The sequence below is a fragment of the Streptomyces albipurpureus genome, from assembly GCF_023701525.1.
Classification (GTDB): Bacteria; Actinomycetota; Actinomycetes; order Streptomycetales; family Streptomycetaceae; genus Streptomyces; species Streptomyces albipurpureus.
The window spans coordinates 386,627-398,764 of the sequence record NZ_JAMQAW010000002.1; the positions used below are offsets into that span (position 1 = coordinate 386,627).

Annotated in this window: 12 protein-coding genes; 8 read left to right on the top strand and 4 right to left on the bottom strand. The window is 69.3% G+C overall.

The features are described from left to right. Positions 1-68: 68 nt before the first annotated feature. From NBG84_RS02740 to NBG84_RS02780, 8 genes are all read left to right on the top strand, one after another. On the top strand, positions 69-371 hold the full coding sequence (locus NBG84_RS02740; protein WP_250917591.1) for an acyl carrier protein: 303 nt from the start codon (positions 69-71) through the stop codon (positions 369-371). Further along, positions 371-1,567 carry an SDR family oxidoreductase gene (locus tag NBG84_RS41430; RefSeq protein ID WP_425608556.1) on the top strand — a complete coding sequence of 399 codons (1,197 nt, stop codon included), beginning with the start codon at positions 371-373 and terminating at the stop codon, positions 1,565-1,567. The genes NBG84_RS02740 and NBG84_RS41430 overlap by 1 nt, the downstream gene beginning before the upstream one ends. A gap of 71 nt (positions 1,568-1,638) precedes the next feature. Beyond that, the gene (locus tag NBG84_RS02755; protein ID WP_250917592.1) at positions 1,639-2,388 is read left to right on the top strand and encodes an SDR family NAD(P)-dependent oxidoreductase; all 750 of its coding nucleotides are present in this window, start codon (positions 1,639-1,641) and stop codon (positions 2,386-2,388) included. A 3-nt stretch (positions 2,389-2,391) separates the two neighbouring features. Then, on the top strand, positions 2,392-2,796 hold the full coding sequence (locus tag NBG84_RS02760; RefSeq protein WP_425608557.1) for an antibiotic biosynthesis monooxygenase family protein: 405 nt from the start codon (positions 2,392-2,394) through the stop codon (positions 2,794-2,796). Further along, positions 2,793-3,134 carry an antibiotic biosynthesis monooxygenase family protein gene (locus NBG84_RS02765; protein WP_250917593.1) on the top strand — a complete coding sequence of 114 codons (342 nt, stop codon included), beginning with the start codon at positions 2,793-2,795 and terminating at the stop codon, positions 3,132-3,134. The genes NBG84_RS02760 and NBG84_RS02765 overlap by 4 nt, the downstream gene beginning before the upstream one ends. Positions 3,135-3,137: 3 nt before the next feature. Beyond that, positions 3,138-4,448 (top strand): cytochrome P450 family protein, encoded by a 1,311-nt coding sequence (locus NBG84_RS02770; protein ID WP_250917594.1) that lies wholly within the window; start codon positions 3,138-3,140, stop codon positions 4,446-4,448. A 104-nt stretch (positions 4,449-4,552) separates the two neighbouring features. Beyond that, positions 4,553-5,362 carry an SAM-dependent methyltransferase gene (locus NBG84_RS02775; RefSeq protein WP_250917595.1) on the top strand — a complete coding sequence of 270 codons (810 nt, stop codon included), beginning with the start codon at positions 4,553-4,555 and terminating at the stop codon, positions 5,360-5,362. Then, complete coding sequence (locus tag NBG84_RS02780; RefSeq protein WP_250917596.1) at positions 5,359-6,840, top strand: peptide MFS transporter; 1,482 nt, start codon at positions 5,359-5,361, stop codon at positions 6,838-6,840. The genes NBG84_RS02775 and NBG84_RS02780 overlap by 4 nt, the downstream gene beginning before the upstream one ends. Before the next feature lie 257 nt (positions 6,841-7,097). On the opposite strand, the gene NBG84_RS02785 is transcribed toward NBG84_RS02780, so the two are convergent. From NBG84_RS02785 to NBG84_RS02800, 4 genes are all read right to left on the bottom strand, one after another. Further along, on the bottom strand, positions 7,098-8,462 hold the full coding sequence (locus NBG84_RS02785) for an amidohydrolase family protein (RefSeq protein ID WP_250917597.1): 1,365 nt from the start codon (positions 8,460-8,462) through the stop codon (positions 7,098-7,100). Beyond that, positions 8,455-8,667 (bottom strand): hypothetical protein, encoded by a 213-nt coding sequence (locus NBG84_RS02790; RefSeq protein WP_250917598.1) that lies wholly within the window; start codon positions 8,665-8,667, stop codon positions 8,455-8,457. The genes NBG84_RS02785 and NBG84_RS02790 overlap by 8 nt, the downstream gene beginning before the upstream one ends. Positions 8,668-8,827: 160 nt before the next feature. Beyond that, positions 8,828-10,342 carry an ABC transporter substrate-binding protein gene (locus NBG84_RS02795; protein WP_250917599.1) on the bottom strand — a complete coding sequence of 505 codons (1,515 nt, stop codon included), beginning with the start codon at positions 10,340-10,342 and terminating at the stop codon, positions 8,828-8,830. 922 nt (positions 10,343-11,264) lie between these two features. Then, positions 11,265-12,138: fumarylacetoacetate hydrolase family protein (locus NBG84_RS02800; protein WP_250917600.1), on the bottom strand; the 874-nt coding region annotated here is incomplete at its 5' end.

Sequence of the window (12,138 nt, forward strand, 5' to 3'; positions counted from 1 at the left end):
CCGAACACCCACCGAACACCCACTGGCCACGCGCGGCACCCACGCGAACGATCAGAAAGGCACGGAACATGGCCGACCCCACCTCCCCCAACCCCGTCACCCTCTCCACCACCTCCGCCTTCACCCTCGACGACCTGCGACGGATCCTGCGCGCGGGCGCGGGCGTCGACGAACAGATCGATCTGAGCGGAGCCATCGCGGGCGTCCCCTTCGCCGAGCTGGGCTATGACTCCCTCGCCCTCCTCGAACTCACCGGCCGCATCGAGCGGGAGTACGCCATCCGGATTCCCGACGGCGAACTGGAGCACACCCGGACCCCGGCCGAGGCCGTCACCTACGTCAACAGCCAACTGTCCCAGGAAGGCATCTGATGGCCGGTCACACCGACAACGCGATCGTCATCGACGCCCCCATGGACCTGGTGTGGTCGATGACCAACGAGGTGGCCTCCTGGCCGCGGCTGTTCAGCGAGTACGCGTCGGCCGAGGTCCTGGAACGCGACGGCGACACCGTCACCTTCCGGCTCGCCCTGCACCCCGATGAGAACGGCACGGTGTGGAGTTGGGTCTCGCAGCGCACCGCGGACCCAACGACCCGCACGGTCACCGCCCACCGCGTGGAGACCGGGCCCTTCGACCACATGAACATCCGCTGGGAGTACGTCCAGCAGCCCGACGGCATCCGGATGCGCTGGATACAGGACTTCGCGATGAAGCCCAGCGCCCCGATCGACGACCCGGGCATGACCGACCGGCTCAACCGCAACACCCTCGTCCAGATGCGGCTGATCAAACGCAAGGTCGAGGCCGCCGCGCGCGCCGGTCGGCTGCTCGCGGGCCGCCGGATCCTGGTCACCGGCGGTACCCGGGGCATCGGGCGGGGCATCGTCCTCGCCGCCGCCCGCGCGGGCGCGTCCGTCGCCACCTGCTACCGCACCCCCGGCGACGCGGTCACCTCGCTGGAGCACGAACTCGCCGGCACCCCCGGCAAGCATCTGGTGGTTCGCGCCGACGCGAGCGACCCGGACGACGTCGAGCGGTTGCTCGCCGCGTGCGCGTCGAGCCTCGGCGGCCTCGACGCGGTCGTCAACAACGCGGGTGACTACCGGCCGCTGCCCTACGCGGAACTGACCGACACCGTGTGGGCCGCCACCCTGCAGAGCAACGTCACCGCCGCGCACCTCATCACCCGTGGCGCGCTACCGCTGCTCTCGCCGGGCGCGTCGATCGTCCACATCGGCTCCACCGTCGCCTTCATCGGCATGGCGGGCGGAGTCCACTACACCACCGCGAAGGCGGCACTCGTCGGCATGACCCGATCGCTGGCACGGGAACTGGGACCGCTGGGGATCCGCGTCAACACCGTATCGCCCGGACGGATCGCCACCGAGGCACTCGACGCGCTGCCGGCGGCGGACGCCGAACGGCAGCGGGCGACGGTCGCCTCCTTCACCGCGCTCGGCAGGTTCGGCACGGTCGACGAGGTCGCGCGGGTCGTCCTCTTCCTCACCGGCGAACACGCCGCGTACATCACCGGTCAGAGCATCCATGTCGACGGCTGTGTCTGATCGCGCCCCCTGACCGCGTCCCCGAGGCACGAACGACACCGATCCGCAGCATCCAAGAAGGGAACAACGGAGTGGAACTCTCCTTGCACGGCAAGAAACTGCTGGTCACGGGCGGTACCCGGGGCATCGGCCGGGGCATCGTCCTCGCCGCCGCCCGTGCGGGCGCCGATGTGCTCACCTGCTACCGCCAGGAGGGCGAGTACGCCGACAGCCTCCTGCGGGTACTCAAGGACACCGATGGCGACCACCACCTGATACGGGCCGATGTCGGCCGCATCGACGAGGTCGACCGGCTCGTCGCCGAGGCGAAGCACCGGTTCGGACGGCTCGACGGCATCGTCAACAACGCCGGGGTGATCAGCCACATCCCGTTCGCGGAGCTGCCCGCCGAGGAGTGGTCCCGGATTCTGGACACCAACCTCACCGCCTCGTACCGGATCATCCAGCAGTCCCTGCCGCTGCTGGGCGCCGGGTCCTCCGTCGTCAACATCGGCTCGCGCGGCGCGGCAGCGGGCATCCCGCTGCGCGCCCACTACACCGCCGCCAAGGCGGCGGTGATCGGCCTGACCCGTTCGCTCGCCAAGGAACTGGGTCCACGCGGTATCCGGGTCAATGTCGTCGCACCCGGGGTGATCGAGACCGAGGCGTTCGACGCCATGCCCGCCGACCGCGCCGAGGGCCTGCGCGCCACCTATGCCCGCAAGACCGCGCTCGCCCGGCTCGGCACCGTCGGCGAACTCGCCGGCCCGGTGCTGTTCCTGCTCAGCGACCTCTCGTCGTATGTGACCGGTGAGACCGTCAATGTGGACGGAGGCATCTGAGCCATGTCCGACCAGAACCGGGAACAGGGCCGGGAGCCGGAACCCGTCAGGAACCGGGGCCACGGGCAGGACCGCTCCCCCGCCCCGGACCGCGCCTTCCGGGTGATGCTCCGGATGGAGATCAGGCCCGGCATGGAGGACGACTTCGAACGCGTCTGGCAGGAGGTCGGCGACTCGGTCACCGACCACCCGGCCAACCTGGGCCAGTGGCTCTCGCGAAGTGCCGAGGAGAACGGCATCTACTACATCGTCAGCGACTGGGTCGACGAGCCCCTCTTTCGCGCCTTCGAGACCAGCGCCCGTCATCTGGAGCACCGCCAGAAGCTGCACCCGTACCGCAGCGGAGGCTCCATGACGACCATGCACATCGTCGCTTCCCTCGCCGGTTCGGCGGGCGGCGGGCGGTGACCGGCGCGGCGGTCGAGGTGGTGCTCTACCACCTCGATGACGACCCGGCATCGGTGACGGCCGCGTACCACGAGGCGAGCCGGCGGATGGCCGGCACACCAGGCCTGCTCGGCAACCAGTTGCTGGTGGCGGTGGGCGACCCCCGCTCGTTCGTCGTGGTCAGCCGCTGGGCCGACTGGGCCGCCTTCACCGCCTGGGAGGGCGGGGCCGGGCACCAGGACCAGACCGCGCCACTGCGGCCCTTTCGCGACACGACCCGCGAGCGACCGTTCGAGATCTACCGAGAACTCGCCCGCTACGGCACGGCCCGCGCCACGGCGCCGGCCTCAGGAGGCTGACCCATGCCCGTGCGCGCCACGGACCAACCCCAGGACCCGGCTGCGGCATCTGCCGCCATCCCGCCCCCCGACCCGAACCGCGACCCGCCCCATGACCTCTTCACCCCCGCCTTCCACCAGCGGCCCCACACCGCCCTCGCCAAACTGCGGGACACCGCGCCCGCCGTCCCCGTCATGACCCCCAACGGCCTTCGCACCTGGCTGATCACCGGCTACGAGGATGCCAGGGCCCTGCTCGCCGACCCCCGGCTCAGTAAGGACATGCGGATCGGCAAGGACCTGATCCCGCGGAACTTCGCCGACCCGGCCAAACAGGCCGAGTTCCTTCAGGAGGCCGGCGAACGCTCCCAGTTCCCGCATGTCCTGAGCGTGCACATGCTGGACAGCGACCCACCCGACCACACCCGGCTGCGCAGACTGGTGGGCCGCGCGTTCACGGCCCGGCGCGTGGAATCGCTCCGCCCCCGCATCACCGAACTCACCGATGAACTCCTCGCGGGCATCGCGGCCCATGAGCGGATCGATCTGATGGAGGCGCTGGCGTTCCCCGTCCCGTTCACCGTGATCTGCTGGCTGTTGGGGGTGCCCCCGCAGGACCGGGCCGACTTCCGCCGCTGGTCGAATCTGCTGGTCTCGGGCGCGGGCACCGAGGAGGTACGGGACGCCAGCGCCGACATGATCGGGTATCTGCGCGCCCAGATCGCCGCGAAACGGAGCTCCCCCGCCGACGACATGCTCTCCGACCTGATCCTCGCCCGCGATGACGGAGACCGGCTGACCGAGGACGAGTTGCTCTCGATGGCGTTCCTGCTGCTGGTCGCGGGCCACGAGACCACCGTCAACCTGATCGGCAACGGCGCACTGGCACTGCTGACCCACCCCCAGGTCCGGGAGCGCCTTCTGGCCGACGACGCACTGTGGCCCGCTGCCGTGGAGGAGTTCCTGCGGTACGACGGTCCGGTGGCCAACGCCACCTGGCGCTTCACCACCGAGCCGGTCCAGGTGGGCGAAGTGGTCATTCCCGAAGGGGAGTTCGTCTCCATCTCGATCGGCGCCGCAGGTCGCGACCCCCGGCGCTACCCGGACCCGGACCGGCTCGACATCGACCGGCCCGGCACCGCGGGCCTGGCCTTCGGCCACGGAATCCACCACTGCCTGGGCGCACCGCTGGCCCGCCTCGAAGGCCGCATCGTGCTGGGACGCCTCTTCGCCCGGCTGCCCGGACTGAGGCTCGCGGCGGACCCGGCCGAACTGCGCTGGCGCAGCAGCCTGATGATGCGCGGCCTCGAAGAACTCCCGGTCCTCACCGCGTAGTTCCCCCCGCGACAGGCCCCTGGCGCCCACCCCGGGTCCGATCCCGCATCCGACCTCAGCCCGTGCCACACCCGACCCACGCCCGACCCACGAAGGAGCACGAGATGGCCGAACGTCCCAGCTGGGCACCCCCCGAAGTGGACATCGACACACCCAGCATCGCCCGGGTCTACGACTACTGGATCGGCGGCACCCACAACTTCCCGGTGGACCGGGCCCTCGCGGCCAAGGTGACCGAGGTCAACCCCGGCCTCCCCGCCACTCTGCGCGCCAACCGGGCCTTTCTGCGCCGCGCTGTGCGCGAACTGTCGGCCCTCGGCGTCCGACAGTTCCTCGACATCGGCTCCGGCATCCCGGCGGAGGGCAATGTGCATGACGTGGCACTCGCCGCGCACCCGCGGAGCACGGTCGTCTACGTCGACATCGATCCGGTGGCCGTGGCCCACGGCAGGGCGATCCTCGCCGACGAGCCGCGCGCGACCGTCTTCCAGGGCGATCTCCACAAGCCGGCGGAGATCCTCGACGCACCGGACCTCCGACGGCTGATCGACTTCTCCCGCCCGGTGGGCCTGATCCTGGCCGCCGTGCTCCACTTCGTGCCCGACGAAGACGATCCGCTCGGTCTCGTCCGGCAGTTCACGGACCGCCTCGTGCCCGGCAGTCATCTGGTGATCTCGCACGCGGGAGCGGACACCGTGCCCAGGACCGCGCCCGAGGCCGCCGAACGCTACAAAGGGGCCGTCAGCCAGGTCATCTGGCGTGACCCCGCCGAACTGACCGCGTTGTTCGAGGGATACGAACTCCTCCCGCCCGGTGTGGTGCGGGCCCCGCTGTGGCAGCCCGAGCCCGGTGACCGGCCGGACCCCGAGTTGTCGATGCTCGCCGGTGTGGCGGTCAAACCAACGGTGGGGTGAGTGCGTTGGACCCCGTACGGCTGGAACCGGCGGCCCCCGGCGCTCCGGGGGCCCAAGGTGCCATGGATGTTCCCGGCGGCGTACGCGCACGGAGCGTACGCCGCGGGGCCTTCGGCACACTCCTCGCGGTGGACCTGTGGGAACGGTTCAGCTTCTTCGGCATGGCGGCGATCCTCGTGCTCTACCTCACCGCTTCCCCGTCGGACGGTGGTCAGGGCATGGCTGCGCGGACGGCCACCGCGGTCTTCGCCGGGTACATGTCCCTCACGTTCGTGGCCGGACTGCCCGGCGGCTGGCTCGCCGACCGGGTCCTGGGCGCACGGCGCGCGATCCTGTCCGGCGGGGTGCTCATCGCATCCGGCCACGCGGTGCTCGCCCTCCCCTCGGCCCCTTCCCTGTACGGCGGGCTGCTCCTGATCGTCGCCGGCACGGGCCTGGTGAAACCCTCGCTGGCCGCGATGGTGGCCGCCGTCACCGACGAACGGGGAGGCGGACGCGAGGCCGCGTTCTCCCTTTTCTACGTCTGCATCCAGGTGAGCGCGCTGATCGCGCCCGTGGTGACCGGGCTGCTGGCGGAGCGGGTCGACTGGCATCTGGGTTTCGCGGTGGCCGCGTTCGGAATGACCGCCGGGCTGGCCCAGTTCACCCTGGGGCTGCGCCGGTTCGGCGAGGCGGGACGCAAGCCGGTCCGCCCGCTGGACCGGGCGGCGGCCGGCCGCGCGGTACGCAGCACCGCGGCGGTGCTCGCTCTGCTGGCCTCGGTGGCTGGTGCCGCCGCCGCTGCCGGGGTACTCGGCGTCCACACCGTACTGGCATGCCTGGGCCTGCTCACCCTCACCCTGCCGTTCGCGTTCCTCCGCTCATTGCGGCGGATACGCACCGGGCTCGGAGGCTTCACCGCCCTGATGACGGCGTCCGCCGCCTTCTGGATGATCTTCGCCCAGAGCGGCTCGGTGCTCGGCCTGTTCGCCGAACGGCACACGGATCGGGACGTGTTCGGCTTCGAGGTCCCGGCGAGCTGGTTCCAGTCCGCGCATCCCCTGTTCGTCCTCCTCGCCGCTCCCTTCTTCGCCCGCCTGTGGCGCAGGGCGGGCCCGCGCGCCGACGCACCCGTGAAGTTCTCCGCCGCCCTCGCCGCCGCCGGGATCAGCTTCCTGGTGATGTCCTTCGCCGCGCTCCTCGCCGAACGCGGCCCGGTGGGACCGTACTGGCTCCTGCTGGTGTATCTCCTCTTCTCCTGCGGCGAGATCTCTCTCGCCCCCGCCGGTCTTGCCCTCGCCGCATCCGTCGCCCCACCGGGCTGGACCAGTCGCTTCCTCGCGGTGAACGGCCTCTTCGGCGCGGTCGGCGTGATGGTCGGTGGCCAACTGTTCCGGCTCACCGCCGTACTCCCGCTCCCGGTCTACTTCCTGCTGCTGGGAGCGGCGGTCCTGACGACGGGCGTGCTGGTCGCGCTCGGGGCGAACCGGCTCCGCTGAGACCCGCTGCGGTGGCGGACCGAACGGACCGCTGTGGAAGCCCGCGCGCGAGGGCTGATGCCTGGCACGGGCGGCGAGGAACCGCCCGTGCCCCACACCGCCCGTGCCCACCACCGGCCGTTCCCACTACCGGTCGGACGACACACCCAGGCCACGATGGCGCGCCGGACCTTCGGGGATCGGGCTTCCACCCCTCCCCCGATGCGCCGGAAGGACTTCGGTTGCGACGGACAACGACCGCCCGGCGCCGAGCTATGTCACTGGTGGACGCCCTGCGGGGCGGACTCGACATCGGCGAAGATCCGCTCGCGGACCCTGCGGGTCGCGGCGCCCGCGTCGTCGCGGTCCAGGTCCGTCAGTTTGCCGTCCCGCTTGCGGACGGCTCCACCGACGATGACCGTGTCCACATCGCGGGGCTGTGTCCGCAGGACCACATGGGCGGCCGGATCGCCCAGGGCCACCCCGTAGGGCTCCGGGTTGATCAGCACGATGTCCGCGAGCTGTCGTGGAGCGAGACGGCCGAGGTCGTCACCGAGCCCAATGGCGCGCGCCCCGTTCACCGTGGCGTACTCCAGCATGTGACGGGGCTCGACCATCGGGGTCCCGGGGCGGCGGGTCAGCGGGTAGCGGCCGGCCTCGCGCTCGTCGACGGCCTCGACGCTGCGCATCAGCATGAACGTGAGGCGCATGGCGTTGAACATGTCGATGGGCACCCGGGCCGGGGTGTCGATGCCGAGGCTGGAGGCGACCCCGGCCCGGTGCGCGCGGTTGAGGACGGTCATGGAACGGCCACCGGCGAACTCGCACTCGGGGGTGAAGGAGATGCTGCCGCCGCAGTCGGCGATGAGCTCCAGTTCCTCGTTGTCGGCGGCGTTGGAGTGCGCGGGCACGATGTCGCCCCCGAGCAGACCGGCCTGGTGCAACTCCCTGATCTGACCGGCCGGGTTCTGGTGCACGGTCATCTGCATACCCAGTTCGCGGGCGAGCCCGATCTCCGTGGTGATCTGGTCCATGCTGCCGCGCTCGATCGAAGCGAGCGCCATGCCGATCCGCAGCAACCCGCCGTCGCCGGTCTCCTTGCGCATCTCGCGGATGTGCTCCAGCCGCCAGGCGTCGTCCTGGAGCGAGCCGTCAAGGGTACTGAGCATTCCGTAGGCCCACAGGGTGCGCTGCCCGGTACCGCGGTGGGCGCGCAGGGCCGCCTCGGCGTGTTGGGGCGACATCACGTTGTGACAGAAGTCGAGCACACCGGTGACTCCGGCGTCGAGCATTTCGATGGAGCCCGCGAGGGTGGCGTCGTGGATGTCCTCGACGCCGAAGTGCTCGCGCAGATAGAACACGCGGGACTGGTAGTCGTCAAAGGTCCAACCGGCTCCGTGCAGCCCCTTCAGGGGGGTCTGCCAGGCGTGCATATGGGTGTCGATCAGACCGGGGATGGCGATCATCCCGCGGGCATCGATCACCTCGGCCTGAGGGTCGGACAACTCGGCGGCGACGGCGGAGATGCGGTCACCGACGATGAGGATGTCACCGGTGGTGAGGTCCCCGAGCGTCGGGTCCATGGTGAGGACGGTAGCGCCCTTGATGAGCAGTCGGGACTCGTTGGCGTTGGTCTCAGGCACGGCTGGACTCCCTGGGATACGGGCTGGAGATGGACAGACCGGCGAACGGCCTCGCGGTGTGGCAGAACCGTTCGCGGATGGCGGGCGCGGACATGGTGGTCACGCGGCCGTTGGGGAAGAGGTGATCGGTACGCTCGTCGGCGGCGGGGATCGCCCATGGATGGTTCTTGTCCCATCCGGAGTCGTACGCAGCGCCCCCGCGCATACGGCGCCCGGGGTTGTACGCAGGGCTCCGCGCATACGGCGGCCATCCGAAGTCGTACGGAGGGCTCCGCGCATACGGCGGCCATACGGGGTTGCAGGAGGGCCACGCGCATACGGCGCTGGTCTTCGAGTAGCCGCTGGCGGCGGGGCCGGGCGGATGCTCAACCCTGCGGCCGGGCCTCCCGGTACCGGAACACGGCGACATCACCGGTGGTGGAGACAATGTTCTGAATCTTCTTCGGGTCGTAGGCCCAGAAGCCCGAGTAGTCGAAGTAGGCGCAGTCCAGGGCCTCTTCGTCGATGACCTTCGACATCTTCTGCCAGGCGGCGTCCTGCGCCTGGGGGGACTTGGCGGCCAGGCCCTCCGCGGCGGCTGCGGCGACCCGCGGGTAGGCGATCCTGAGCGGGTTGCCCGCCGCGTCCGGGGCGAACTTGCGGTTGTAGTAGTCGTCGGCGCCGGAACGCGAGCCGTCGGAGAGGATCGACGCGGGGTACTCGCCGCTCTGGAAGGTGCTCAGGAACTGCGCGAAGTTGGGCAGTTCGAGCTTGACGTCGACACCGATCTTCGCCATATGGCTGCGGAACAACTCCGCGACGGTCCGTTGGGTGTCATAGCTGATCAGTGTGAACGAGCGCTTCCCGCCCCCCAGCTCGGACATGAGCTTCTTCGCCTTGGCGAGATCGTAGGGGTAACCCTTCAGCGATGGGTTGTGTCCCGGCTGGCCCTTGGGGATGCGCTGGTTGAAGATGCTGCCCTTGCCGCCGAGCGCAGCGTCCAGGTAGTCCTGCGGGTTCATCGCGTGGCACACGGCCTGTCGGAACTTCTTGTCCTTGAAGACCGTCTTGGTGTCGTACATCTGGAGGTGCCAGAGCACGGACGGGAAGTAGGCGGACTTGAGGCCTTCCTTCTCGGCGCGTTCGGCCAGCGGTGGGCTGGCCCAGACGATGTCGAGCTGTCCGGCGCGCAGGGCGTTGTAGAGGCTGTCGGGGTCATTGATCTGCGTGACCTCGATGCGCGCGGGGCCGATCGACTTCTTGTCGTAGTACTTGTCGAACGAGGTGACAACCGTGCGCAGCCCCTTGGTGGACGCCTTGGCGTCGTACTTCCAGGGGCCGGTACCGACGCCGGTGGTCTTCCAGTCGCCCGCTTCCAGCGATTTCGGGGAGATCATGTACATCGCGAACCTGGCCAGATTGTTGACCAGGCTCGGTGCCGGCTGCTTGAGGTCGATGCGTACATGGGTGGCGTCGACCGCGGTGATCGACTTGATGTTGGCGAGTTGGTTCCGGTACTGGCTGGGGGTGTTCTTCACCCGCTCCAGGTTTTTGACAACGGCCTCGGCGTTGAAGGGCGTGCCGTCATGGAAAGTGACGCCCGAGCGGAGGGTGAAGTCGACCTGTAGCGGGGTCTGCTTCCATTCGGTGGCGAGTTGCGGCTTGAGGGTGAAGCCGTCTGGGCCGATGCTGAGCAGTGACTCGTAGACCAGCGAGGTGAACGTGCTGTTCTGCTTGGTGATGGGGTCCCAGTCAGTGAACTGCTGGTTGGTGCCGAAGCGAAGGGTTCCGCTCGGGCCCGCCCCGGCCTTCTTCGTATCCGCCGTGCCGTCGGCGCTTGTGCCACTGCAGCTGGCGAGGGTGGCGGTCAGCGCGGTGGCGAGCACTGCCCCTCCGACCATCCGGGCCGTTCTAGCCCGGGGAGAGCGATGAGCTCGCCCCGCAATGTTGCGCACTCCGTTGTCTGTCACAGCGAGATCCTCCACACGACAGTGTGAGCGCCAGAAATGATGTGCGTTATGGTGGACGTATGTGCAGTATTCCTGTCAAGGGTTGTGCAACCTCTCTTGGAAATCCCTGAAGATCGCAGCTAAAGAAGCGGTCAAGAACGACAAGACACTCAATAAGGCCTGCACACGCGTCTAGGGATGCCGACCCTGCGGAGCAATCGTTCAATATAACGTTCACCGTTGTGCAGGATTGGTAAGATCGCGAGCACAGCCGAACACATGATCAAGTGGCGCTGGAGAGCGCCGCGAAGAACACTTCGGCTCGGCGGCGGATGCGGATGCGGATGCGGGAGTCAGCGCCGCGCGGCCTGTCACTGAGTGAGCTGGGCCCGGGGGTTGTTCCGCCGCTGGCCGGGATCTCCCATGGCGAGCGAGGACGGACGCCTTTGGCCTCACCGTCCACGGCATGGCGAACCGCACTGGAGAGCCCTCTCACCCATGGTCTTCGGCATCGGTGGGACCGGGCTGCGAGAGCTGCCGCCCCTGGGGCGGTGGTTGGCCCTGTCCCCCGCGTCCCGACCGACCACCGTGGTGAGGCACCCACCGCTGGGGCGATGGGGCACCGCGCTGAGGGCAGGCCAAAGCCCGCTACCCCGCCCGGCGGTCCGGTGTCGGGCAGGTCAGAGCCGCCGGGGGCGCTTGCGCCCACGGCGGTCTGTTGGCAGCGGTTGGGGTGCTGGTCTGCGCGGACGACTGGCCCGGCCGAAGGCATGTCTCGCACAGCGACCAGCGCGCGAAGTCCCCTTCCCGGGACATCGAGTGTCTCCGTCTACCTGAACGCGGGTGACGGCAGGCCGTGCTTGGGCCTGCCGATTCAGGGGCCGACCAGATGGTTCACCAGTTCGCCGATACCCTCGACGCTGACCCGGACCTCGTCACCGGCGTGCATGAACACCGGGGGCTTGTGGCCCATGCCGACTCCGGCCGGTGTACCCGTGCTCAGCACATCGCCGGGTTCGAAGGTGAAGTACCGCGACAGCTGCTCGATGAGTTCGGCGATACCGGTCAGCAGGTCCGAGGTGTGCCCGTCCTGCATGAGCCGGCCGTTCAGTGTGGTCCTGATGGCCAAGTTCTCCGGATCGGCGATCTCATCCGCGGTGACCACGACCGGCCCCATCGGGCAGAAGGTCGGGTACTGCTTGCCCAGCAGCATGTCACTCCAGGTCCAACGCCCTTCTTCCGGAGTCGTGGCACCGACGATCGCAGGGACCGCGTCACGGGCGGAGACATCGTTGATGATGGTGTATCCACCGATGTAGTCCATCGCCTCGGCTGCCTCGACGGCGTGACAGCTCCGTCCGAAGACCACACAGAACTCGCCCTCGAAGTCGACCATGTCCGGGGCTCCGGCGGGGATTCGGACCAATGCCCCGGTACCGACCACCGAGTGCGGCGACTTGACGAACCACGCGGCCTTCTTCGGTGGCTCCCCGCCCATCTCCAGTACGTGGGAGCGGTAGTTGACGCCGGCGGCCACGATCTGGACGCGCTCACCCAGCGGCGCCAGCAGGGTGACCGGCTGAGGGACCAGCCACCCCTGCTCCTTGGCGTGCTGGGGCTCTGCGGCGACCTTCGCCAGTACCTCCCGTACGGTGTCCTGGTAGTCCTGCCCGCGCCGGAAGAGGTCGGCGACGGTGGAGGGAACGGCTACGCCGTACGCGTCCAGGGCGCGCGACAGGTCGACCACG

Excerpts from the sequence above, each read along its gene's own strand:
- NBG84_RS02740 (WP_250917591.1), top strand. The coding sequence starts at position 69 with ATGGCCGACCCCACCTCCCCCAACCCCGTCACCCTCTCCACCACCTCC.
- NBG84_RS41430 (WP_425608556.1), top strand. The coding sequence starts at position 371 with ATGGCCGGTCACACCGACAACGCGATCGTCATCGACGCCCCCATGGAC.
- NBG84_RS02760 (WP_425608557.1), top strand. The coding sequence starts at position 2,392 with ATGTCCGACCAGAACCGGGAACAGGGCCGGGAGCCGGAACCCGTCAGG.
- NBG84_RS02770 (WP_250917594.1), top strand. The coding sequence starts at position 3,138 with ATGCCCGTGCGCGCCACGGACCAACCCCAGGACCCGGCTGCGGCATCT.
- NBG84_RS02775 (WP_250917595.1), top strand. The coding sequence starts at position 4,553 with ATGGCCGAACGTCCCAGCTGGGCACCCCCCGAAGTGGACATCGACACA.
- NBG84_RS02790 (WP_250917598.1), bottom strand. The coding sequence starts at position 8,667 with ATGCGCGGGGGCGCTGCGTACGACTCCGGATGGGACAAGAACCATCCA.
- NBG84_RS02795 (WP_250917599.1), bottom strand. The coding sequence starts at position 10,342 with ATGGTCGGAGGGGCAGTGCTCGCCACCGCGCTGACCGCCACCCTCGCC.